At 64.8% G+C, this 22,134-nt stretch carries 23 protein-coding genes; 6 read left to right on the plus strand and 17 right to left on the minus strand.

Annotated features, from left to right (window positions below; genetic code table 11):
- Positions 1-7: 7 nt before the first annotated feature.
- Positions 8-625 (plus strand): copper-binding protein, encoded by a 618-nt coding sequence (locus AWB66_RS07135; protein WP_200818938.1) that lies wholly within the window; start codon positions 8-10, stop codon positions 623-625.
- Positions 626-791: 166 nt separating this feature from the next.
- Here the strand turns inward: AWB66_RS07135 and rhaS are convergent, their stop codons facing one another.
- The 6 genes from rhaS to rhaM all read right to left on the minus strand — a co-directional run bounded on the left by rhaS (position 792) and on the right by rhaM (position 6,709).
- Positions 792-1,805: a rhamnose ABC transporter substrate-binding protein gene (rhaS, locus tag AWB66_RS07140; protein WP_087629579.1), complete on the minus strand. Its 1,014-nt coding sequence runs from the start codon at positions 1,803-1,805 to the stop codon at positions 792-794.
- Positions 1,806-1,881: 76 nt separating this feature from the next.
- Positions 1,882-2,886, minus strand: a complete 1,005-nt coding sequence (locus AWB66_RS07145) for an ABC transporter permease (RefSeq protein WP_087629580.1) — start codon at positions 2,884-2,886, stop codon at positions 1,882-1,884.
- On the minus strand, positions 2,879-3,919 hold the full coding sequence (locus AWB66_RS07150; RefSeq protein WP_087629581.1) for an ABC transporter permease: 1,041 nt from the start codon (positions 3,917-3,919) through the stop codon (positions 2,879-2,881). The genes AWB66_RS07145 and AWB66_RS07150 overlap by 8 nt, the downstream gene beginning before the upstream one ends.
- Positions 3,916-5,436 (minus strand): sugar ABC transporter ATP-binding protein, encoded by a 1,521-nt coding sequence (locus AWB66_RS07155; protein WP_087629582.1) that lies wholly within the window; start codon positions 5,434-5,436, stop codon positions 3,916-3,918. Before AWB66_RS07155 ends, AWB66_RS07150 begins: the two co-directional genes overlap by 4 nt.
- 31 nt (positions 5,437-5,467) lie before the next feature.
- Positions 5,468-6,358 carry an amidohydrolase family protein gene (locus AWB66_RS07160; RefSeq protein ID WP_087629583.1) on the minus strand — a complete coding sequence of 297 codons (891 nt, stop codon included), beginning with the start codon at positions 6,356-6,358 and terminating at the stop codon, positions 5,468-5,470.
- A 36-nt stretch (positions 6,359-6,394) separates the two neighbouring features.
- Positions 6,395-6,709, minus strand: coding sequence for an L-rhamnose mutarotase (rhaM, locus tag AWB66_RS07165; RefSeq protein ID WP_087629584.1), 315 nt, complete (start codon positions 6,707-6,709; stop codon positions 6,395-6,397).
- Between the two features lie 148 nt (positions 6,710-6,857).
- Here rhaM and AWB66_RS07170 point away from each other — a divergent pair, with 148 nt between their 5' ends.
- The gene (locus AWB66_RS07170; protein ID WP_087629585.1) at positions 6,858-7,805 is read left to right on the plus strand and encodes a LysR family transcriptional regulator; all 948 of its coding nucleotides are present in this window, start codon (positions 6,858-6,860) and stop codon (positions 7,803-7,805) included.
- On the opposite strand, the gene AWB66_RS07175 is transcribed toward AWB66_RS07170, so the two are convergent.
- Genes AWB66_RS07175 through AWB66_RS33985 form a run of 5 tightly spaced genes read right to left on the minus strand, consistent with a single transcriptional unit; the run spans position 7,792 to position 12,204 of the window.
- Positions 7,792-8,574 (minus strand): L-rhamnose 1-dehydrogenase Lra1, encoded by a 783-nt coding sequence (locus tag AWB66_RS07175; RefSeq protein ID WP_087629586.1) that lies wholly within the window; start codon positions 8,572-8,574, stop codon positions 7,792-7,794. The genes AWB66_RS07170 and AWB66_RS07175 overlap by 14 nt on opposite strands.
- An 11-nt stretch (positions 8,575-8,585) precedes the next feature.
- Complete coding sequence (rhmD, locus tag AWB66_RS07180; protein ID WP_087629587.1) at positions 8,586-9,767, minus strand: L-rhamnonate dehydratase; 1,182 nt, start codon at positions 9,765-9,767, stop codon at positions 8,586-8,588.
- A gap of 25 nt (positions 9,768-9,792) precedes the next feature.
- On the minus strand, positions 9,793-11,112 hold the full coding sequence (locus tag AWB66_RS07185) for an MFS transporter (protein WP_087629588.1): 1,320 nt from the start codon (positions 11,110-11,112) through the stop codon (positions 9,793-9,795).
- A gap of 31 nt (positions 11,113-11,143) precedes the next feature.
- On the minus strand, positions 11,144-11,896 hold the full coding sequence (locus AWB66_RS07190) for an SDR family NAD(P)-dependent oxidoreductase (RefSeq protein WP_087629589.1): 753 nt from the start codon (positions 11,894-11,896) through the stop codon (positions 11,144-11,146).
- Positions 11,897-11,934: 38 nt separating this feature from the next.
- Positions 11,935-12,204 carry a hypothetical protein gene (locus AWB66_RS33985; protein WP_200818948.1) on the minus strand — a complete coding sequence of 90 codons (270 nt, stop codon included), beginning with the start codon at positions 12,202-12,204 and terminating at the stop codon, positions 11,935-11,937.
- Positions 12,205-12,280: 76 nt separating this feature from the next.
- On the opposite strand from AWB66_RS33985, the gene AWB66_RS07195 reads away from it, so the two are divergent.
- On the plus strand, positions 12,281-13,507 hold the full coding sequence (locus AWB66_RS07195) for a tryptophan leader peptide (RefSeq protein WP_235021023.1): 1,227 nt from the start codon (positions 12,281-12,283) through the stop codon (positions 13,505-13,507).
- 32 nt (positions 13,508-13,539) lie between these two features.
- On the opposite strand, the gene AWB66_RS07200 is transcribed toward AWB66_RS07195, so the two are convergent.
- Complete coding sequence (locus AWB66_RS07200; RefSeq protein WP_235021024.1) at positions 13,540-14,154, minus strand: NUDIX hydrolase; 615 nt, start codon at positions 14,152-14,154, stop codon at positions 13,540-13,542.
- Between the two features lie 106 nt (positions 14,155-14,260).
- Here AWB66_RS07200 and AWB66_RS07205 point away from each other — a divergent pair, with 106 nt between their 5' ends.
- Positions 14,261-14,749 (plus strand): RDD family protein, encoded by a 489-nt coding sequence (locus AWB66_RS07205; protein ID WP_268811140.1) that lies wholly within the window; start codon positions 14,261-14,263, stop codon positions 14,747-14,749.
- Positions 14,750-14,851: 102 nt separating this feature from the next.
- On the opposite strand, the gene AWB66_RS07210 is transcribed toward AWB66_RS07205, so the two are convergent.
- Together AWB66_RS07210 and AWB66_RS07215 are read right to left on the minus strand one after the other, a co-directional pair.
- Positions 14,852-15,190: a hypothetical protein gene (locus AWB66_RS07210; RefSeq protein WP_087629591.1), complete on the minus strand. Its 339-nt coding sequence runs from the start codon at positions 15,188-15,190 to the stop codon at positions 14,852-14,854.
- A 63-nt stretch (positions 15,191-15,253) separates the two neighbouring features.
- Positions 15,254-16,267 (minus strand): hypothetical protein, encoded by a 1,014-nt coding sequence (locus tag AWB66_RS07215; protein ID WP_125469672.1) that lies wholly within the window; start codon positions 16,265-16,267, stop codon positions 15,254-15,256.
- Between the two features lie 547 nt (positions 16,268-16,814).
- On the opposite strand from AWB66_RS07215, the gene AWB66_RS07220 reads away from it, so the two are divergent.
- Positions 16,815-17,117 carry a hypothetical protein gene (locus tag AWB66_RS07220; protein ID WP_087629593.1) on the plus strand — a complete coding sequence of 101 codons (303 nt, stop codon included), beginning with the start codon at positions 16,815-16,817 and terminating at the stop codon, positions 17,115-17,117.
- 182 nt (positions 17,118-17,299) lie between these two features.
- Entirely contained in the window at positions 17,300-18,154 is an 855-nt protein-coding gene (locus AWB66_RS07225) for a helix-turn-helix domain-containing protein (RefSeq protein ID WP_087629594.1), read from the plus strand.
- A gap of 16 nt (positions 18,155-18,170) precedes the next feature.
- Here the strand turns inward: AWB66_RS07225 and AWB66_RS07230 are convergent, their stop codons facing one another.
- Genes AWB66_RS07230 through AWB66_RS07240 form a run of 3 tightly spaced genes read right to left on the minus strand, consistent with a single transcriptional unit; the run spans position 18,171 to position 22,110 of the window.
- The gene (locus AWB66_RS07230; RefSeq protein WP_235021026.1) at positions 18,171-19,979 is read right to left on the minus strand and encodes an ATP-binding response regulator; all 1,809 of its coding nucleotides are present in this window, start codon (positions 19,977-19,979) and stop codon (positions 18,171-18,173) included.
- On the minus strand, positions 19,976-20,473 hold the full coding sequence (locus tag AWB66_RS07235) for a putative pterin-binding protein (RefSeq protein ID WP_087629596.1): 498 nt from the start codon (positions 20,471-20,473) through the stop codon (positions 19,976-19,978). Before AWB66_RS07235 ends, AWB66_RS07230 begins: the two co-directional genes overlap by 4 nt.
- Complete coding sequence (locus AWB66_RS07240) at positions 20,473-22,110, minus strand: ATP-binding domain-containing protein (protein ID WP_087629597.1); 1,638 nt, start codon at positions 22,108-22,110, stop codon at positions 20,473-20,475. The genes AWB66_RS07235 and AWB66_RS07240 overlap by 1 nt, the downstream gene beginning before the upstream one ends.
- Positions 22,111-22,134 lie beyond the last annotated feature (24 nt).

Below are 22,134 nucleotides of genomic sequence, written 5' to 3' on the forward strand. Positions count from 1 at the left end.
GCAACGTATGTCACTTCAAGCTCAATCACGCGTCCTGCATACGACCCTCGTGCGCGCGGCCGCTTTCGCCGCAATCGCGCTCGCGCATCCGGTCCTTGCACAGGACGCGGCATCGGGCGCCGCGGGCGCGGCGGGCGATGCGCGCGGCGCCGCGGCGGTCGCCGAGGTTCAGGCGCATGTGGTCGGCATCGATCCGGCAACGAACAGCGTGGCGCTGCAGGGGCCGCAAGGACGCATCGTCGAGGTCGCGGTGAATCCCGAAGTCGGTGACGTGAAGAAGCTGAAGATCGGCGATACGGTCAACATCCAATACCGGAACGCGCTCCTCGTGCGCGCGACGAAGGTCAAGTCGACGGGGATTCGCGAGCGTGTCGACACCGAGGCCACCATTCCCGCTTCGGGCGGCGTGACCGCGACCGCGCGCAGCGTGCAGATTCTCGCGACGATCCAGAAGATCGATCCGAAAAAACGGCTGATTACGTTGCGCGGGCCGAACCGTACCGAAGTGTTCGAGCTTTCGCCGGACGTCTCGCTCGACGGGTTGAAGACCGGCGATACCGTGCGGGCGGAGTTTGTATCGGCGACGGCGATACAGGTGTTGCGCGGCGGGTCGACGGTGAAGTGAGCGGGGAGTTGTCCACAGTTTCGGTGCATAGACTTGTGGACAGCCCGTGCGCGAACGAGCCAACGCACTGATCGGCAAGGGTTTATCCGCACGCCACCTGCAAGCGGCAGCGAACAAAAAAAAGCGCAGCGACCGATGATCACTGCGCTTCCCGCCAAGCTCGACCTCAGAAGTTGAAGTTGTCGATATTAGCCGCATCGAACGTGGTCGGCGGCCCGAGGATCACCTCGCCGCTCTTGCCGACCGTGCGCTTGCCGAGCTTGCCCGCTTCGAACGAATCGCCTTCTTTGCCTGTGATCTTGCCCGACGCCAGATTGGCCGCCGCGAACGCCGCGAGATAACCAAGCTGGCCCGGGTCCCACAGCTGGAACGCCTTCACGGTGCCGTTCTTCACGAACGCGCGCATCTGGTTCGGCGTGCCGAGCCCGGTCACGACGACCTTGCCCTTCGCCGGCGACGACTGGATGTAGCGTGCCGCCGCCGCAATCCCGACCGACGTCGGCGCGACGATGCCCTTGAGGTTCGGATACGCCTGCAACAGGCCCTGCGTCTCGACGAAGGACTTCTGGTCGTCGTCGTTGCCATACGCGATCTTCACGAGCTTGAGCTTCGAATACTCGGGCTTCTTCAGTTCCTCCTGCATCCATTTGATCCACGTGTTCTGGTTCGTCGCGTTCGGCGTCGCCGAAAGAATTGCGAACTCGCCTTCACCGCCGACGAGCTTCGAGAGCAACTGGACCTGCCCACGCCCGATGGCTTCCGAATCCGCCTGGTTGACGAAGATCTGCCGGCCGTCCGGTGCGGTGTCGGAGTCGAAGGTCACGACCTTGATGTTCTGCGACATCGCCTTCTTCAGATAAGGCACGACCGCGTTGGCATCGTTCGCGGCGATCACGATCGCGTCCTGCCGTTGCGTGATGAGCGTATTGATGTACGAGACCTGCGAAGACGCGCCCGCATCCGACGGGCCGACCACCTTGCCCTGCCCGTTCATCTCCTTGATCGCGGCCATGCCGCCGTCGTCGGCGATCACTTCGTAGGGGTTGTTGATCTGCTTCGGCAGGAACGCGATCTTCAGACCGCTCTTCAAATCGGCGGCGTTGGCCGTCATCGCGACGCAGGCCGCCAGTAGCGCGGCCGCGAGCGCCGGATGGCGGATCGAGCGTAATGGTTTGAACATGGCCTTGAGTCTCCTGATATCGCGCGCGGCTTCGCTAGGCGCGAAGTCTTTGACGCGCGTGGTTATGAAACCTGCGTTAAAGCGTCTGAGTCATGAAGCGCTTTTCCCTTGCCGCGCGAAAGCGCGCAACGAGATTCGGTATCAGCACCGACGACAGCAACAGCGCGCCGGTCACGATGGTCAGCGTTTCGCTAGACACATCCGCGAGCGTCAGCGCATTGCGCAACACGCCGATGATGAGAAGCGACAGCAGCACGCCGATCATTGAGCCGCGTCCGCCGAAGATGCTCACGCCGCCGAACAGCACGGCCGCGATCACGGAGAGCTCGAAGCCTTCGCCATTATCGCCGCGCGCGCTCGTGAAGCGAAGCGTATAGACGACGCCCGCGAGTGCCGCCATCGCGCCGGACAGCATGAAGAGCCTGAGCTTTGTCTTAGCGACATCGATGCCGGAGAACTGCGCGGCCACCGGATTCGCGCCGATCGCATAGAGGCTGCGACCGAACGGCGTCGCCTGCAACAGCACCGTGAAGACGATCGCGCCGACGATCACGAGGATGAACGGCATCGGCAGGAACGTGGCCGCGATGGTGTCGATGCCGAATGCCGTGTACGCGGCGGGAAAATCGGCGATGGCCTGATCGCCGAGCAGCACGTAGGCGAGCCCGCGAAAGAGTGCGAGCGTGCCGATCGTGACCGCAAGCGACGGCAGGTTGAACCGCACGATCACGAGCCCGTTGAAGAGCCCCGCGAGCGTGCCGGCAACCAGCACGATGGCGATGACGAGCGGCATCGGCAGGCCCATGTGCCATAGCACGCCCATCAACGCGCTCGATGCGCCGAGCACGGACGCCACCGACAGATCGATCTCGGCGGCGATGATGATGAGCGTCATCGGCAAGGCGATCAGCGCGATTTCGGTGAAGTCGGCGAGCATGTTCGAGAGGTTCGCCGACGACAGGAACATCGGCGAGAGCACGCGTCCGCCGGCGAGCGATACGAGGAGCACGATCGCGAGCATCGCTTCCCATTGAAGATGGCGGCGCCTGGTCGTGGAGAGAGCGGAATCGGGTTTAGCCATGATCGCGTTTCCTCATCATGCGTTTGGCGACGGAGCGGGCAAGCAGCGTATCGAGCGTGATGGCCGCGACGATCAAGAGGCCCTGGATGGCCTGCTGCCAGAACGGCGACACGCGCAACACCACGAGCGCGATGTTGATCACGCCGAGCACGAGCGCGCCGAGCGTCGCGCCCATCACGGTGCCGACGCCGCCCGTGATCGCCACGCTGCCCACCACGGCGGCGGCGACCACCTGCAACTCGATGCCCTTCGCCGTGCTCGCATCGACGGTGCCGAAGCGCGCGAGCCAGAGCACGCCCGCAAGTCCGGCAATCGCACCGGAGAGCAGAAAGCCGATCATCACGCGGCGTTCGACGCGAATGCCCGCGAGTCGCGCGGCCTCCGGGTTCGAGCCGATCGCGTAGTGCTCGCGTCCGCCGCGATATTGCCGCAGATAGATGGCGAGCGCGACGAGCACGACGAACGCGATCAGCACCAGATTCGGAATGCCGAGAAGCGATCCGGTGGCGATGAGCGCAAACGATTCGGGAAGACTCGTCGCGTTGATCTGGCCGCCGTGAACCCACGCGTAGTCGGCGCCGCGCACGATGTAGAGCGTCGAGAGCGTGGCGACGAGCGAGGGCACGCGGCCGAACGTGACGAGCGCGCCGTTCAGCGCACCGATCGCGAGACCGATGCCGATGCCCGCGAGCATCGCGAGCACGACGGGCATGTGCGGAAACATCACGAACAAACTGCCGACCGCATACGCGCTCACGCCGACCACCGACGCCACCGAGAGATCGATGTGCCGCATCAGCATCACGACCGTCATGCCCGCCGTCAGCAGGCCGATGATCGAGACGTTGAGCAGCACGTCGCGCAGGTTCTGAAGATTGAGGAACTCCGGCTTGACGGCGGCCGTCGCCGCGACGAGCGCGATCAGCACGATGAAGAGCGTGGCCTCGCGGCTCTTCACGAGTCCCGCGACGAGATTGGGCCGCTTGTGCTTGGGTGCATGCATCGCGGGCATCGTAGATGAGTGTCGTGTCATGCTGCGCGTTCCAGATGCGGCGATGCACCGAGCGCGGCGCTCATCACCCGTTCCTCGTTCGCATCCGCGCGCGCGATGTCGGCGCTGATGCGGCCTTCGTGCATCACGAGCACGCGGTCCGCCATGCCGAGCACTTCGGGCAGTTCGCTCGAAATCATCAGCACCGCCATGCCTTCGCGCACCAGGTCCGCGAGCGTGCGATACACCTCTGCCTTCGCGCCGACGTCGATACCGCGCGTCGGTTCGTCGATGATGAGCACCTTGGGATTCGTCGCGAGCCACTTGCCGATCACGACCTTCTGCTGGTTGCCGCCCGACAGCGTGCCCACCGGCGCATCGAGATCGCTCGCCTTAAGGCGTAGGCGCTTGCCCCAGTCGGCGGCGAGCGTCGATTCGCTTTTCGCCGAGATGAGACCGTGCTTTATGAGCCGCCCGAGCACCGTGAGCGACGCGTTGCGCGCGATGCTGAGTTCGAGCGCGAGGCCCTGCGCACGACGATCTTCCGGCACGAGCGCGAGGCCCGCGCGGACCGCCGCCGCTGGCTTGCCGAGCGCGAGCGGCTTGCCCGCGATCTTCACTTCGCCCGCGTCGACCGGGTCGATGCCGAAGATCGCGCGCGCCACTTCGCTGCGTCCCGCGCCGACGAGGCCTGCGAGCGCCACGATCTCGCCTGCGTGCACATCGAACGAGACGTTGCTGAAGACGCCTTCGCGCGTAAGACCGCGCACCGACAGGCGCACTTCGCCGCGCTCGACATCGGCCTTCGGATAGAACGTGTCCAGATCGCGGCCGACCATCTTGCTGACGATCGCATCGATGGTCATGTCGGCGGTCAGCGCGTCGTAGACCTTCACGCCGTCGCGCATGATCGTCATGCGCTGCGTGAGCGCGAATACTTCGTCGAGCCGGTGCGTGATGAACAGGATCGCGACATCGCGTTCGCGCAACGCGCGCACGATTGCAAAGAGCCGCTCGACTTCCGGCAGCGAGAGCGCCGCGGTCGGCTCGTCCATGATCAGCACGTTCGCGTTGAGCGACAGCGCCTTCGCGATCTCGACCACCTGCTGGTCCGCAATCGACAGGCCGCGCACGAGCCGTTCCGCGCGCAGGTTCACGCCGAGCGTCGCGAGCAGCGTATCGACTTCGCGGTTCATCTCGTCGTAGCGAATGCGGCGCAGGCCATCGCGCGGCTGCCGGCCCATGTAGATGTTCTCGGCAATCGACAGGTCGGCGAACAGCGTCGGTTCCTGATAGATCACGGCGAGCCCGGCGTCGCGGGCCTCGGCGGGGTTCGCGAAGCGACGCGCGATTCCGTCGACGAGCAGTTCGCCCGTATCCGGCTGATGCACGCCCGCAAGGATCTTTACGAGCGTCGACTTGCCCGCGCCGTTCTCGCCGAGCAGCGCATGCACTTCGCCCGGCCACAGCGCGAGACTGCCGTCGCCGAGCGCGCGCACGCGTCCGAACGACTTGCTCGCATGCCGAAGTTCGAGCCTCGGCGTTTTCGTGTCAGTCATGCTGTCTCCATGCAAGCTGCCGTTACGACATTCAAATTCGGTAGATCCGCTCCGCGTTGCGTCGGAACAGCGCTGCCTTTTCGCTGTCGGTTGCATCTGCAACTATCTCTGCATACGCGCGCCATAATGCGCCATACGAACCGAACAACCGGTCGACCGGAAAGTTCGACGCGAACATCGCGCGCTCGCAACCGAACGCATCGATCGTTTCCAGGACATAAGGCCGGAAGCTCTCGACGGTCCATGCATGATCGAACATCGCGAGCCCGCTGATCTTCACCGCGACGTTCTCACAGGCAGCGAGCGCGCGCATGCCGTCGCGCCACGCGCGATAGCCTTCAACCGACGAACGGTCCACGAACATGCCCGCATGATTCACGATGAACTGCGTGTCGTGATGCTCGCGTGCCAACGCGGCGGCATCGTTCATCTGCGACGGATATAGTTGCATGTCGAACGACATCGAATGGCGTTTCAGCAAGCCGAAATTCCTGCGCCATGCCGCCTCATGCATGAAATGACGGCCGCCGTAGTCATAGTGCGGATTCTCGTGCACATTGAGAATCTGGCGAATGCCGCGCGTGTTGCTGAACGCCGCATGCGCTTCCAGCAGCGCCTCTGCGTTATCCCCCGAAAGATCGGCGTACGCCACGATGCCGTTCGGCATGCCGCGCCCCTCGCCATCGGCGATGCCTTGCAGCCAGCGCGTTTCCTCGACCGGATCGGCCGGGTCGTGATTCGCATCGACGTGCACGAGCTTCAGCACTTCGATGTCGCCGGCATCGCGCAGAAAATCGCCGATCAGGTAGTCGTGCTGCAACGCGCGCGCATCGCCGACGAACGACGTCTGCGGATTCGCGAGCCACGGATAGTGATGCGTCTTTAGATCCCACAGATGAATATGCGGATCGACAACCTGCATGGCGGTGTCCTCGTGCGGTTCGAAAGCGCCGGCGATTCAGGGAAGATGAAAGACAGGCACGAGCGGTGTCGACACCGGCGAATTGTCCGGGTTCGTCGCCATCAGTTCCGCCATGTAATCCCACCATTTGCGCATCACCGGCAGCGTCGGCAACGCATCGGTCGAATGCGATTCCTCGCGCTTGAATGTCGCGAACAGGTGTCCGGTCGATTCGTCGAGAAAAATCCAGTAATCGCGGATGCCGGCTGCGCGAAGCGCCTCGGCCAGCTCGGGCCATATCTCGCGATGACGCCGTTCGTATTCATCGCGCATGCCGGATTTAAGGGTCATTCGAAACGCAAGTGTCTCCATGGCGGCCTGCCCTTTCGATGGTGTTGTGATCGTTGAAATCAGGTGCGTCCAGGCTCTTGTGCTGCGACTATAATGCGCCGACCGATAACATCACAATCCGATTGCAGGATTGGCCGATCGCAAAACCGTATCGCCCAGGCGTCTCGCGATGAACGAAAACATCTCCCACGCACTCGTCAACCGTCTGAAATTCAAGCATCTCGCGCTGCTCGTCGCGCTCGACGACGCACGCAACCTGCATCAGGCGGCGGACGCCATCAACGTCGCGCAGCCGAGCGCGAGCCGCATGCTGTCCGACATCGAGGAAGCGTTCGGCTTCCAGCTTTTCGAGCGCAACGCGCGCGGCATGCAGCCGACGCCGCTCGGCACCGCGACGCTCGCCTATGCGCGCCGCTCGCTCGCGGACCTGACGCGCTTCGCCGCCGACCTCGACAGCAAGCGGCGCGGCGGCCACGGGCAACTGACGGTCGGCGCGATCATGGGCGCCGCGCCCGACGTGCTCGCGATGGCCGTCGCCGAACTGAAGTCGGAGCGCCCGCTGCTCAACGTGCGCATTCTCGGTGAAACGAGCGATCAGGTCGTGCAACTGCTGCACCGCCGCGAAGTCGATCTCGCGCTCGGCCGCCTCACGACGCCGCTGCAACACAACGACTTCGACTTCGAACCGCTCGCGCGAGAAGCCATGCGGCTCGTCGTGCGCGCGAAGCATCCGCTTGCCGCGAAGACGCCGCTCGCGCTCAATGCGCTGATCGCCTGGCCGTGGATTCTCCAGCCGATCACGAGTCCGGCGCGCGGCCTGTTCGAAGAGGAACTCGCGCGGGCTGGCCTGACGTCGCCATCGAACGTGGTCGAGTGCGCTTCGATCTTCGCTACGCTGCAATTGCTGCAGAACAGCGAAGCGGTCGCGATGCTGCCCGAATCCGTCGTGCGCGATTACTTGCGCGCGCAACTACTTGTCGAGTTGCCCGTCGAGATCGGCAAGAGCCTGTCGGGCTTCGGCTTGTTGCGTCGCAAGCAGGAGACGCTCTCCGAGCCCGCCGAATACTTCATCGCTTTGTTGCGCAAGTATTCGGCGTCTTCGCTCATTGCAGGTTGACGAAGAGCCCGCCATCGACGAGCAGCGCCGCGCCCGTCACATAGCGCGCACGATCGGACGCGAGGAACACGACGCACTGCGCGACATCGTCCGGCTCGCCCAGGCGGCCGAGCGGGATGCGTTTTTCCATGTACGCACGCTTCTCCGTATCGGAGAGATCATCGGCGTTGAGGTCGGTCGCGATGGTGCCCGGCATCACCGAGTTGCAGCGAATGCCATAAGGGCCGAGCGCGATGGCGCACGACTGCATCAGCGAATGGACGCCCGCCTTGGTCGGCGTGTAATGCGTCTGCATGCCGCCGCCGACGAGCGCGCTGATCGAACTGGTCGCGACGATCGCGCCGCCCGTGCCCTGCTCCTTCATCTGGTTGGCGACCGCCTGCGTCACGTAGAACGCACCGTTCAGGTTGACCGCGACCGTCGTCTCGTAGACGGACGCAGGCATGTCGAGGAATGCATGAAATGGGCAGATGCCTGCGTTGCTCGCGAGCACGTCGACATGGCCGAATGCTCCGACGGTACGCTCGACGAGTTGCACGCCCGTTTCCTTGTCCGCGACGTTGCCTTCTATCGCGATTACGCGGCGGCCCAGCGCTTCGATCTCGCCGACCACTTCCTCGACCGCCGACAAGCGGCCGTAAGACTTGTCGTTGTCGCCCCAGTAGTTGATGGCGATGTCCGCGCCCTCTTTGGCGCTGGCGACGGCGATCGCGCGGCCGATGCCTCGCGACGCGCCGGTGACGATGACCACTTTGTTCTCTAGCAGCACGGGCTTGCCCCTCAATCGTGTGTGTAAGGCCGGACGAGCGCGCAGTCGGGATTGAGCCGCACCCCGAAGCCGGGCGTCTCCGGCACCTTCATGCGGCCGTTCACCGGCACCGGCTCATCAAGCAGGAGCGGCGTGAACATGGGCACGACCTCGTCGGCCTTCGGCGCCATCATCAGGAACTCCGCGAACGGCGAGTTGTGCCGCGTCACCACGAAGTGATAGCTGTACACCGAGGACCCATGCGGCACGACGAGCACGTTATGGGCATCCGCGAGCGCGGAAATCTTGATCAGCTCCGTGATGCCGCCACACCAGCCGACGTCCGGCTGGACGAGATCCGCACAGCCCATCTCGAACAACATCCGGAAGCCCCAGCGCGTCGCCTCGTGCTCGCCCGTCGTCACCATCATGCCGCGCGGCACCGAGCGGCGCAGTTCGGCGTAACCCCAATAATCGTCGGGAGGAAGCGCCTCTTCGATCCACTTGAGCCCATGCTCGTGCGCCGCCGACGCCAGACGCTTCGCATAGTTCAGGTCCAGGCTCATCCAGCAGTCGAACATCAGCCAGAAATCGTCACCGACTTTTGAACGCATGTCGGCGAGCTTCGCGATGTTCTTCGCAAGTCCCGCTTCGCCCTCGGCCGGTCCATGCTGCAACGGCATCTTGCCGCCGATGAACCCCATCTCCTTCGCAAGATCGGGACGCGCGCCTGTCGCGTAGAACTGCAGTTCGTCGCGCACCGGGCCGCCGAGCAGATGAAACACCGGCTCCTTCCGAACCTTGGCGAGCAAGTCCCACAGCGCGAGATCGACGCCCGAAATCGCGTTCAGCACGATGCCCTTGCGGCCGTAGTAAAGCGTCGCGAAGTACATCTGGTCCCACATCTTTTCGATGTCGGTCACGCGCTGCCCTTCGAGAAACCGCGCCAGATGTTTCTCGACGATGAAGGCGCCCACTTCGCCGCCCGTCGTCACCGCGAAGCCGACGGTACCGTCGCTCGCCTCGATCTCGACGACGAGCGAGCCGAGCACGTTGATCCCGAACGACTGCCGGCTTTGCCGATACTCGGGATAACGCGCCATCGGCGTCGAGATGTGGTCGTCGATCCAGTGGTCGGCACCCTGGTCGTGGTAATCGGCGCCGCCGCCCCGCACGGTGAAGGCGCGCACTTGCCGAATGGTTGGCATGGACATGATGTGACTCCGTTGAATGTTCTGGTTATGACGCTTTCGCGGGCTTGGCGCGGGCGAACTCGGCGGCTTTCGGCTGGCGCACGAACACGACGATGACAAGCGCTGCCAGCACGCTCGCCGCTCCGAGCGCGACGAGCCCCGCGCTCTTCGATGCATACGCGGCTTCGACCGCCGTGCGCAGCATCGGCGCGACGAAGCCGCCAAGGCTGCCGAGCGAATTGATGAGCGCAATGCCCGCCGCGGCGGCCGCGCCGGCGAGATAGCGCGTGGGAAACGTCCAAAAGAGCGGCTGCGCGCCGATGAAGCAACTCGCGGCAAAGCACAGCGCGATCATCGAGACGACCGGCTGGCTCGCGAGCCCCGACACGGCGATGCCCACGCCCGCGACCAGCAGCATCAGCACCGCGAGGCGCCGGTGCAGGCCGCTCGCGTCCGCATAGCGCGGCACGATCCACGTAACGACGACAGCGCAGATCCAAGGGATCGCCGTGACGAGTCCGACCTTCAGGCCCACTTTCGTGCCGAGTAGCGCGGACACCTGTTGCGGCAGATAGAAGATCACGCCGTAGACGGCGATCTGGATCAGGAAATAGACGGCAGAGAGAATCAGCACGCGCACGTCGACCAGTGCCGCGAGCACGCTGTGCGGCCCATGCGACGAAGCGGCGCGCGCATCGCTTTCGATCCGCGCACTGAGCAGCGTGCGCTCGTCGGACGTGAGCCAGCGTGCCTTCGACGGCTCGTTGTCGAGATACCAGAACGCCCACACGCCGACGATCGACGCGAGCCCGCCTTCGACCAGGAACAGCCACTGCCATCCCGCGAAACCGAGCGCGCCATGCAGGTCGAGCAGGAGGCCCGAGAGCGGGCCGCCGAAGATGAACGCGAGCGGCGCGCCGAAGTAGAAGACGCCGAGCGCGCGCGCACGCGCCGACTGCGGAAACCAGCGCGTGAGGTAATAGACGATGCCCGGAAAGAAACCCGCCTCCGCCACGCCGAGCAGAAAGCGCAGGACATAAAACGTGGTCGTCGAATGGGCGAAGGCCATCGCCGCCGAGACGAGTCCCCACGTCACCATGATCCGGCACATCCACAGCTTCGCGCCCACGCGATGCAAGAGCAGGTTGCTCGGCACCTCGAAGAGCGCATAGCCGACGAAGAAGATGCCCGCGCCGAACGCGAACGCGGCGTTCGAGAGCCCCGTGTCCTGTTGCAGCGCCTTTTGCGCAAAGCCGATGTTCGCGCGATCGAGAAACGCGAGCACGTACATCAGGAGAAGAAAAGGCAGCAGACGACGCATGACCTTCGCGGTCACCGCGTCCTCCGCGTGGTGCGGATCGCTCATGGTTGTCTCCGGTATTCTCGTCGCGCCGCGCCTAGTAGGTGGCGCGTCCGCCCGACAAATCGAACACGGCGCCGGTGCTGAACGCGCAGTCTTCGGACGAGAGCCAGAGGATCAGCGAAGCGGCTTCCTCCGGCAGCAGGAAGCGGTTCATCGGAATCTTGGAGAGCATGTAGTCGATGTGCTGCTGCGACATCGAATCGAAGATCTCGGTCTTTGCGGCGGCCGGGGTGACGGCGTTGACGAGGATGTTCTTCGTCGCGAGTTCCTTGCCGAGCGACTTGGTGAGCCCGATCAGCCCCGCCTTCGACGCGCTGTAGTGCGACGCGTTCGGATTGCCTTCCTTGCCCGCGACAGACGCGATATTGACGATCCGCCCGTAGCCGTTCTTCAGCATGTGCGGCACGATCGCGCGACACGTGAGAAACGGGCCGATCAAATTCACGTCGATGACCCGGCGCCACACGTCAGGCGCGAGTTCCCACGTCGAGCCGTTGCCGCCCGTGATGCCCGCGTTGTTGACCAGCACGTCGATCTTGCCGTGCGCGGCGAGCGTCTTCTGCACGGCGGCCTCGACCGATGCCTCGTCGGTGAGTTCGACCACCGTCGCGCTGACGCTCTTCGCGCCGTCGAGTTCGTCGGCGGCGCGCTGAAGGCGCTCGGCGTCGATGTCCCAGAGCGCGACCTGCGCGCCCGACTTGAGCGACCGTTGCGCGACCGCATAGCCGATGCCGCGCGCGCCTCCCGTAATCACCACCGTGCGTCCTGCCAGATCGACCTGGTTCATCGCGTCTCCTTGTCCTGTTGTCTTCACGAGTGAAGCCACTATAGTGAAGTGGCAATAGCCGGACAATTCGACTTGATGATGACGCGATAACGAAAGTGGATCGTTGCCGTGACGGCGGCCGCGCCCGAACCGGCGCAAGCGGACGGATTGCTCTGACCAAAGCGCTCGTGCGTCGTTACGAGGCGGACCTTGCCTGCGCGCACGCAAACCGCGATGATTGGCGAGACCTCAAAGCGCGCGCGTATCGCGCCCCGAATCGTGTTCCTTTGCTCAGTTGAGGACAACGTGGACTGGAAGTTCTGGAACAAATCATCGCCTTCTCAGGGCGCGTCCGACTCGGCCTCGGACACTTACGGCGCGCTGCGCAAACTGCTGGGCATGCTCATGAGGGCGGACGCTCCGCCTTTTTCCAACTGGAACATGGCCGGCATCGTGTTCACGCCGGAAGTCGAGAACACCGCCCAAAGCGCGACCAAGGGCTACGCGCTCGCGCTCTGGTTCTGGCTCTTCGCCGAAAAGCACGGCGTGGTCGCGGCGCGGATGGCGCGCGATACTTTCTGCCTGCTCGCGGACGAAGCCCAGCCCGCGACGGGCGACGTGCTGGACGCGTTGATCGAACTGGAGAACCGCCTCATTCAGTCCTTCGACGCCACGCCTGTCGAACAACGCAGTTTCCTGCTCGAAGGACAGCCGCTGGAACTGCCGATGGAGTTCGTGCTCGCGACAGGCTTCCTGCTTCAGGCGCCGGATTCGCCCTACTACGGTCGTGCCGGCGGCGATCTGGAAGGCAACGACATCCGTGTAGCCGCGTGCCTGCGCAATGCCACCGAGCACGCCATGCCCCTTTTCCGGGAAATGGTCCGCGGCCTGCCCGAGTTCGACGCTCACGCCCTGCCTCAGTGGAAGTGGAGCGCGACACCGGGCGCCATCGAGCGGCATTTGCAGCGCCGTTATAACAATCCGCTATTCCCGCTGCATCGACAGGTCGTGACGTCGAAGGACGTGTACGAAGCGCGTCTCGCCGACCACCAGACGGCCGCCGAGATTCGCAAGGAGCTGACGGATCTCACGAGCGAGTTCTACGCTCACAATGAACTCCCCGCGGACTGGCATCCCTTTCTGAATGGCTTTCGCGAGCGGCTCGATGCGCTCGAAGACCGGCGTCTCATGACGGGCGGCGAGACGGCGGCTCTCGGCGCCGCGATTGCGGAGATGCGCGGCAATGTGATGACGCTCTGGCGTTCCGCGCTCGAAAACAACCGCCAAAGCCTCTCGGCGCTCGATGCGGCCGAGGCCCGCGAGCATCGACGGCGCGCCACGCTCCATGCGACCGACTGGATGCGCCAGTTGCGCAGTCACTCGTCGCCCATCCCGCCGCAGGAGGTCGTCGCCGCGCTGCTGAGCGACACGCCGGCCGAAATGGAAGCGGCCGTGTCCGTGCTCAAAAGCGAGCCCGAGTTGCATGGAACATTGGAGAACTGTCGCTCCTACGCGCACCGGCTCGTCGCCGAAGTCCGCGCGAGCGGCCATCCGCTCGCGGATATCGACGAAAAGCTCCGGATCCTCGACGAGACGCAGCCCAAAGCGCTGGAGCAGGACGACGCGTCGTGAACGGCGGCCCGACGCGAATCGCTGCCCCCTCGTCAGTCGAACGCGATGCCGCCATCGCGTCGAAGCGCGTCGAGCCGTCGAATCTGCTCGGGCAGGATTCGCCCGAGCGACAGCGGCGGCAACGCGTCGATCGCGAAAAAGCCGACGCCGTTCGTTTCGACGCCGATGACATCGCCCGCGCTCACGATCCTGCCGAGAAACATGAGCTTCCAGATATGAAAGACCGAAGGCGGATGGGGATGCTTCGCCGTATCCCACACCGCGAGCAGGCGCTCCACGGTCACCGTGTATCCGCTTTCCTCGCGCACTTCCCTGGCGGCGTTTTCGGCCGGCGACGCGCCGACATCCGCCCAGCCGCCGGGAAGTGACCACAATCCGTCCGCCGCCTCGCGTACCAGCAGGACTTCGCCGGCGTCGTTGAACACGGCGCACCGAACGTCGAGCTTCGGGTTCGCGTAGCCCGCTTCATGTGCGAACAGGTTAGCGACTTGCTCCGCGTCCATGTCGGCGAGTTCGCCAAGCTGCGCGTGGGCGATGGCGGCGATCTCCTGATAGCGCTCCTTGTCGAATGCGCCTTCGGTGTAGTGCAAGCCGGTTTGCGCCAGTGCCAGCAAACGGCGCGCTTGCTCGAGTCGTCGAATGGACAAGCGGACCTCTGCGATCGTTGATGTCTTGACGATGACGTGCGGCATGCACGCCAGGATTTGTTCTAATGTCACCCTATGTTTTTTGCGCAGAGTAACTGGCCGAACTATGACACATGCGCCCTCCGGGCATCGCTTCGTACCATCATCGATTCCATACGCCAGCCACGCCCGGCGCATGAGCGCATTGGGCATCGATTCGCTCTGGTGGACCGTGATCGTGCTTTTCGTGCCGCTCGGTCCGTCGACGGAGGAACTGCTCGCGCAACCGGAGTCGCTCGTCGCGACGATCCTTCTGTGGACCCTGCTCGCGCAATGCGTGCCGATATTGCTGACCGGCGTGATGTGGGTCGTCTGGGGCACTTCGCCGGGCAAGCGGGCGCTGCATCTGAAAATTGTCGATGCGGATAGCGGGCTGCGGATGACCGCGAAGCAGGCCGCCCTGCGCACGGTCGGTTACCTGATCTGCTTCGCGACGTGCGGTGCGGGCTTCCTGCCGATTCTGTTCAACGAACGAAGACAGGGATGGCACGACCGGATGGCGAATACGATCGTCATCGAGGAAGAGACAGGCGACGGCGGTCGTCCCGCGGCGTAGCGATCATGTTGCGCTTCCGACGAACGGGATATGCCTTGACGCTCTCACGGTCGCAGCCGTCGGCGACATGGTGAGACAGGATCGACGCGCGCTTCCGGTCATCTACGCGGCAACGAAGACCACCGCGCCGACATCGGCGATCTGCGTAAAGCTCCTGAAAAAGCGGTATGTCTGGTCGCCGACAGTCAGCCGGTTGACACCGCCCTGCGTCAGTTCGAGGATCTCGTTCGCCACCGCCGCAGTGATGGTCGCGTGGCTCTTCAGTTTCTCGTCCTCGTTCTCAGGATTGCCGAGCCAGACGGAAAAGACGTCGGGATCGCGACGCATCATGACGACGCCTTTCCCCGTGTCGAGCGATAGTTCGAGGTATCCGACGAGCGTGTGCAGCGCCCCGGATGTTTCTTTCAGCGGACCGTCGGCCAAACCAGAACCCGTAGTCATGCTAGCTCCGTCGTCTATGCCTGCCTGAGTTTTTGCGAGCAATCGCTGCATCGCGCCTGAACATCACTGGCTCGCGGCAACCGGGCGCGCGGGCGTCGGCGCGACGCTTCTCGACGGCGCGGGCCGCGTGTTCCTCGCCCACCGAAGCTGACTCGTCGCCATCGAGAGCATGACCTGCGACTGCGCGCTGCCCGAATCGAGATCCTTTGCGTGTGCGGCGTTCTGCGCCATGCAGGACCAGTCCTTGCCCGCTTCGCAGTATCGCGCGCGCTGCAAGGCGGCATCGCGTTCGCGCTCGCGCCGGATCAATTCGTCCGATACCTGCCGACCCTCCGGGCGCGCCTGTACGCCCTGGCGCAGCCGTTCGAAGCGCTCGCGCGCGTCGGTGAGGTCGCCCTGCTTCAGGGAGTAACGCACGCTGTTCACGATGTTCATCTCCGACGCGGTGACGGCATTCTTCGCCGGCGGCGTCTCCGCTTTCGGCGCGGGAACAGCGGCAGCGGGCCTGGCGGGTGCCGCATCGGTCATCGCGGAAGTAACCGTGCCGGCAGCTTCCGGCGAAGCAGAGTCCGCAATCGATTCGCCGCCGGCATTGCCCGCTGCCGTTGCGGGTGTGGAAGTGGGACGCGCGTGCGTGGCCGTCTGCGGTGGCGCGTTCGCTGCGGCGACGGCAGGCGGCGCGACGACCGCACCGGAATCGTAACCGCGCTGCGATTCGATTTCCGGTTGCAGCGCCTGCTGCGGCTGCGGACTTTCGTGACGAAAGTAAACAGTGATGAACAAGGCCGCGCCCAGAACGGCGAGCACATAGGGCCACACAGGCTTGCGTTCCGGACGATCGCCGTCGAAAGGAAAAAACACGCCGCCGCCCGAATCCGGATGCGACCGTTCGGCACGGGGACGCGGCGCGCGGGTTGCCGGCTGCGTCGCATCCGCGCGGTGTTTCCCCCCGGCCGCTTCCGACACAGGGACCGTATCGGCACCGCAAATCAGGCAGACGTCGCTGTCCGCGTATCCCGCGGGAAAGCGCTTGCATACAGGGCAGATGCGCCGTTCCAGAGTGTCAGCGTGGCTCATCTTCATCTCCCGGTCGTTCGTAAAAAAACACCGCCGTGTGGGAGTACCCGGTGGCAGCACTGCAGGTCATCGCCTGAAAGACCGTACCGCCTTCGCATGCAAGGCATGGCGACTGGACGTGCGGGCGGCGATGCCGGTTATTCGGTTGTTTTCGGGCGAGCATCGAGGCTCGCGGATTCGCGCGTGGCCGCGCGGCGGATCGCACCCGAGGCGAACGCGTGACGAGACAAAGGCAGTCGGTTGCGAAGCATGGCGCGATGCGTTCCGCCCGGTGTCGCGCCAGAAAGGTCCGGCGTGCTGCGCGCGGAGGCGAATTTCGACGAAATCCGTGTGCGATCGATGCGGCCCCGAAAAAGAACCGACTGATGCCAAAGATTACCATTTGCACGGGGTCGCCGTCGGATTCGGCCGGACGCGACGACATCGGCGGCGCGTGTTTTTGTCGCGCGTGACTAGCGCTTTCTGGCGAGGCACGACGATTGCAGTGAAGGTCATGCGGGTCGCATCGCACTGAATGCGACTCCTATCCACACTCAAGGAGATGACCATGAAACTCGCTACGAAGGCAACACAAGGCCTGCTGATATCGGCGCTCATCCTCGGCCTGTCCGGAGGCGCGTATGCGCAGGCCGGCGGCGGCGGTGGCGCGGGCGGCGGCACCGCGGGCGGCAACGGCGCGGGCCAGGGCGGCACCGGCATGAGCACGCCGAACGCGAATGGCGAAACCGGCGCGAACTCCAACGCAACCGGCGGCAACTCGATGGGTTCGTCGAAGTCCGGCATGTCGCACAAGAAGACGCAGAAGAAGGGCGCGTCGACGATGGACGCGCCGGCTTCCGGCAGTCAGTAAGCGCCTGCGGGCTTTGCACCGGCAAAGCCCATGACCGTATGAAGCGGCCGGACCGGGTTCCGGCCGCTTCCATTGCATCCCGCACACGGGCCCGGACCGTTCCGCTTTACAATGACGCCGCATCACACCCTCGCGGACCGCGCTTGCGGGAACGGGGCGCCCCTCTCTTCGTCGAACCGGCAATGGTCACTGAAACATCTTCATCGGAATCGCTCGCCGTCGCGGAGCGCGTGCGCGAACTCATGAGCCGCCATGGCATCGGCAAGCGGCAGCAGACCGCCGAGCTATGCCGCATCCTCGACCTCAGTTTCTCGCAGGGCCATCGCAAGCTGCGCGGCAACAGTCCGTGGACGCTCACGCAGATCCGCCGTGTCGCCGATGCGTTCGACGAACCCGCGCTCCAGCTCTTCGATGCAAAAAATGCCAGCGTCGACGACACCGAAGGCACCGCTCACGACGCCGTCTTCAAGATCGGCTCGGCGGAAATCCCCTGCACGGCGTGGGTCGGCGCGGCGCTCGACGCGGGCAGCCGTCCCGACTTCATCGTGCAAAAGCTGAACAATCGCTGGCTCGTGACGAAGCACGAGGGCGTGTTGCTGCACGAAGCGTTCGACGTCCACAAGATCGAGATCCAGCCGCGTCGCGCGGACATGGAAAAGCCGGTGATCGCGGTTGTCGACGACGATCAGGCCTCGGCCGACAATCTGCACGACTATCTGGAGTGCACGGGTTTCACGGCCATCGCGTTCTACCAGCTCGACACGTTCCTCGAATCGCTGCAGACGCAGGTGTTCGATGCGGTCGTGATCGACTGGCTGTTCGGCGCGCATACGTCGGCGGGCGCGATTCGCGCGGTGCGCGAATCCGACAACCCGGACGCGCCGGTCTTCGTCCTCACGGGCGAACTCACGACCGGCAAGGCAAGCGAGTCCGACATCAGCCAGGTGATCCGCGACTACAACGTCGCGTGCTTCGAAAAGCCGGCTCGCCTCGCCATTCTGGTGGCCGATCTCTCCAAGCGCCTGCTGCGCGCCTGAGCTTGAACACGAGCGTTCACGCGATGCGTCGCGTCGCCGATACCGCGCGCGCCACCGCGCCCTTGAGCACCTCGTAGCGCACCGGCTTCAGCAGGTAATCGAAGAACAGGATCGTCGCGGCCGGATCGACGAGTTCGGGCGCGTAGGCGCTCACCGCGATGATCGGCACGCTCGCGCCGGGCGCGAGCCGCGCGCGATACTCCTGCGCGAACGAATAGCCGTCCTTGCCGGGCATGTGCAGGTCCGCGAGGATCACGTCGGCCTGATTCGACGCGAGCCAAGCGAGCGCACTGTCCACGTCGCCCATGGCGACGGCGGCGTAGCCGAGATGCGTGAGCATTTCCGTGAGCGACTCGCGGATCGATTCGTGGTCGTCGATCACGAGCACGCGCGACTTCCTGAACGGCGCGCTCTCGGCGGCCTGTTCGCGGCGCTCCGGCAGCCTGTCGGCCGACGCGGCCGGCAGGTTCACGCGAAACGCCGCGCCCTGCCCGACTTCGCTCGACACCTCGATCCTGCCGCCGAGCAGATCGACGAGTCCGCGCACGACCGCGAGCCCCATGCCCGCGCCGTCGAACCGGCGCGTGCTCGACGAATCGAGTTGCGTGAACTCCTGGAAGATCAGCGGAAGCTGCTCGCGCGCGATGCCGGGGCCGGTGTCGATCACCGAGATGTCGAGGCGGTCGTCGGTGCGCTCGAAGCGCACGTCGATCGAACCTGCGTCGGTGTACTTGATCGCGTTGGTGACGAGGTTCGTCACGATCTGCCTGAGACGATGCTGGTCGCTCTCCATCGGGCCGCGCTGCCCGAGAAACTCGCCGCGTAGTTCGAGGCCCTTTGCCGTCGCGGCCGGCGTGTTCGCATCGACGATGGAATCGAGCAGTTCGAGCGGATCGAACACCGTCATGCGCAGTTCGAGCTTGCCGGCGCCGAGCCGCGCGTAGTCGGTCAGGTCGCGCATCTGCGCTTCGAGATGACGCGCGCCGGTTTCCAGACGCTGGATGATCCGGCGGTCCGCGTCCTCGCGCAGGCTCAGGCCCAGCAATTCCACCGACGATACGATCGCATGCAACGGCGTGCGCAGTTCGTGGCTGATCATGCCGAGGAACGTGTCCTTCGCGACGCTCGCCTCGCGCGCGGCGCGCGTCGCCTGATGTTCGGCCGCGAGTGCGGCGCGCTGCTGCTCGATCAGGCGCGTGCGCCGGTAGCCGTTCAGGAGCAGCAGCGTGGTCGCCGCCGCCGAGAGCAGCGCGAGGAGGATGCCGCCATAGATCAGATAGCGACGCTTGGCCTCGAAGTCGCTCACGATGCCTTCGCGCTCGGCCACATCCACCATGCGCCGGCCGTTCGACAGTTCGGTGACCGCCGCGAGGTTCTGCCGCAGCACGCCCACGATGCGCAACGTGTGCTGCGGGTCTTCCTCGATCGTATCGACATCGGACGAAATCGATTCGATCGCATTTGCCAGCTGGCGCAGGATTTCTTCTTGCCGGTTGCGCAACGCCTCGTGGGTACCGAGCATCTTCGTGGACCCGGCGACGACGTTGAGCTTCGATTCGACGATCTGGTAGCGCAGGCGGACCGCGCCGGCGTCCTCGTCGATGCCGCCGCGATACAGCAGCACCTGGTCCGCGAAACGCCCGTAGGCGATCTCCAGTTGCGCGGCGTCCCAGTAGAAACCGTCGTAGGCCATGACGATCTCATGCGGCGTCTGCTCCACGAGCAGGCCCGTGTAGAGCATGTAGGCGACGGCGCCGATAGGCGGCGCGATCGCGAGCGCGATCAGCGCCGCGTACCACACGCGCCGGTACCACGGGCGCGTCATTTGAGGATCAGTGCTTTGACCTGCCATACGAATCGGGCGTCGGCGGCCGCGCCCGTCAGTTCCGACGGATACGCGTCGCGGGGATAGACGAGAAAGAACGGGCCGAAGTCGCGCACTTCGAGGCGCTTGCCGTTCATCGTGTAGGCGAGGATCGCGCCGTAAGCCTCGGCGTTGTTCGCGGGCATGCTGACCGTGTAGTCGTCGAGCGTGACGAAGTCGACCGTGCGGCCCGTCGCGCCGACGAGTTTCAGCACGTCGGAAAAAAGCGGGCCGGTGAAGGTCGACCTGGGCGTCCAGCGCGTCGAGGTGACGATCGTATGCACCGGAAGCTTCAACAGTTCCGCCTCGGAAATGCGATAGACCGTGTGCGACGCGTCGTTCGTTCTTGAAATTTTTCCCTGCACTTCGAGCGCGAGGGGCGGCGCCGCGCGAGCCAGCGGCGCGCTCGCCAGGAGCAGCCACAGGGCGGCGATGCGCAAGGTTGGAACCGCCATCAGTGCGCCTCGTCGAACGCCTTCGCGGCGCGCTCCGACGCCACGACGATCAGCTTCATCGTCGCACGCGTCGCGCCGACGAAGAACTTGCGCGCGGCCTGCTCGTCGAGCGCATCGAAATCGACTTCGGTCAGGATCACGCACGGCGCCGACTGCCCCTTGAAGCGATAGATCGATTCGAGCAGCACGTCGCCCTCGCGGTATTCCGGATTGCCGAAGAGATCATAGCCGCCGGTGAAACGGCGCAACCGGTGCGGGCCGAGTTGCTCGACCGCGGTCAGCACCGAGCCTTCGCGCCCGCGAAACGACAGCACCGCGATGTCCTGCTTGCGAAAGCCGAGCGAGAGCGCCTGCGTGATCGCGCGCTTGGTCGCCTCGATCACTTCGTCGACGTGACCGCTTGCGTAGGTCGACATGCTGACCTCGGAGCCGTCGAAGGGACTACCCGCATCGAGCCGCACTTCGTTGCCGACGATGCGCCGGATGTACGCGAGCAGATCGCGCGGGCTGCGGTAATTGGTGCTCTCGCGCAGCGTCGTCCAGCCGGGCAGCGGAACGGGCTCGCGAAAGTACAGATTCTGCATCGGGTCTTCGAGCCACCACCAGGCGCCCTCGGGCTTCAGAAGCCGCGCGAGCGCATCGACCCACGCCGCGTGAAAATCCTGCCCCTCGTCGACGATCAACACGTCGAACGTCCAGTGCTCCGGCACCTCGACGTTCGCGAAGCGTTCTTCGAGCGTCGCGAACGCGTTCGGCTGGCTGAAGTCGGGCGGACTGCCCGCATCGCGCGCAACCGCCGCGCTCAGTTGATGATAGTTGGCGATCTTCGCTTCGGCGGGCGCGACGAGCCGGATGTGATCGGCAAGCGGCCGGTTGAAGCAGACGTACAGCACGCTCTTGCCCTTCGCGACTGCATCGCGCATGACCTGCACGGCGAGTTGCGTCTTGCCCGAGCCGGCCGTGCCGATCACGCGCAGACGGAACGGCTCGAATTCGAGCCGGCGCGCCCAGGTCGCGAGGCCGCCGGACAGGCGCGTGACGAGCATGTCGGCCTGCCCGACGAGCGCGTTCGTATCGGGCGTGAGCGCGAGTTCGTCGGCGAGGAAGTGATGGATGCGAGCCGACGATTCGAAGCGCGGTTCGTCGGGCGGCAGGATGTCGAGCACGACTGCGGGCAGCTTGCGCTTGCGGCTCGCGTCGACGATACGGGCGGGCGGCACGCCTGCGATGGAGTCGTCCTTGACCGTGTAGTCGGGGCAGTACAGGAGTTCTTCGATGCGATAGGTGCCTGCGCCGAACGCCGCGGTGAAGCGCCGATGGAGATTTTCCAGCGTGCGTGCGAGCTGCACGGCGACGTTGCGTTCCTTTTGCAGATAGACCTTCACCAGCCCGGACGGCGTTTCGCGCAGGAAGCCCGCCTTCTGTTCAATGACGAGCACGCGGCCCGACGGCGCCACGACGACGAAGTCCGCTTCGCCGAAGACCGAGAACCCCTCGTTGATGCGGGTCCAGTGAACGCCGTGATACACGGTGTAGTCGTCGGGGAGCTGTTCCAGGAGCGACAGCGTCTCGAGTTCGCGCACGGCGGCGCCGGTCGCTTCGAGATTCTTCCAGTCGTCGGGGACGATGCGGGCCATGCTCAGCCTTTTGTTTGCGCGTCA

It is taken from the genome of Caballeronia telluris (assembly GCF_001544495.1).
Taxonomy (GTDB): Bacteria; Pseudomonadota; Gammaproteobacteria; order Burkholderiales; family Burkholderiaceae; genus Caballeronia; species Caballeronia telluris.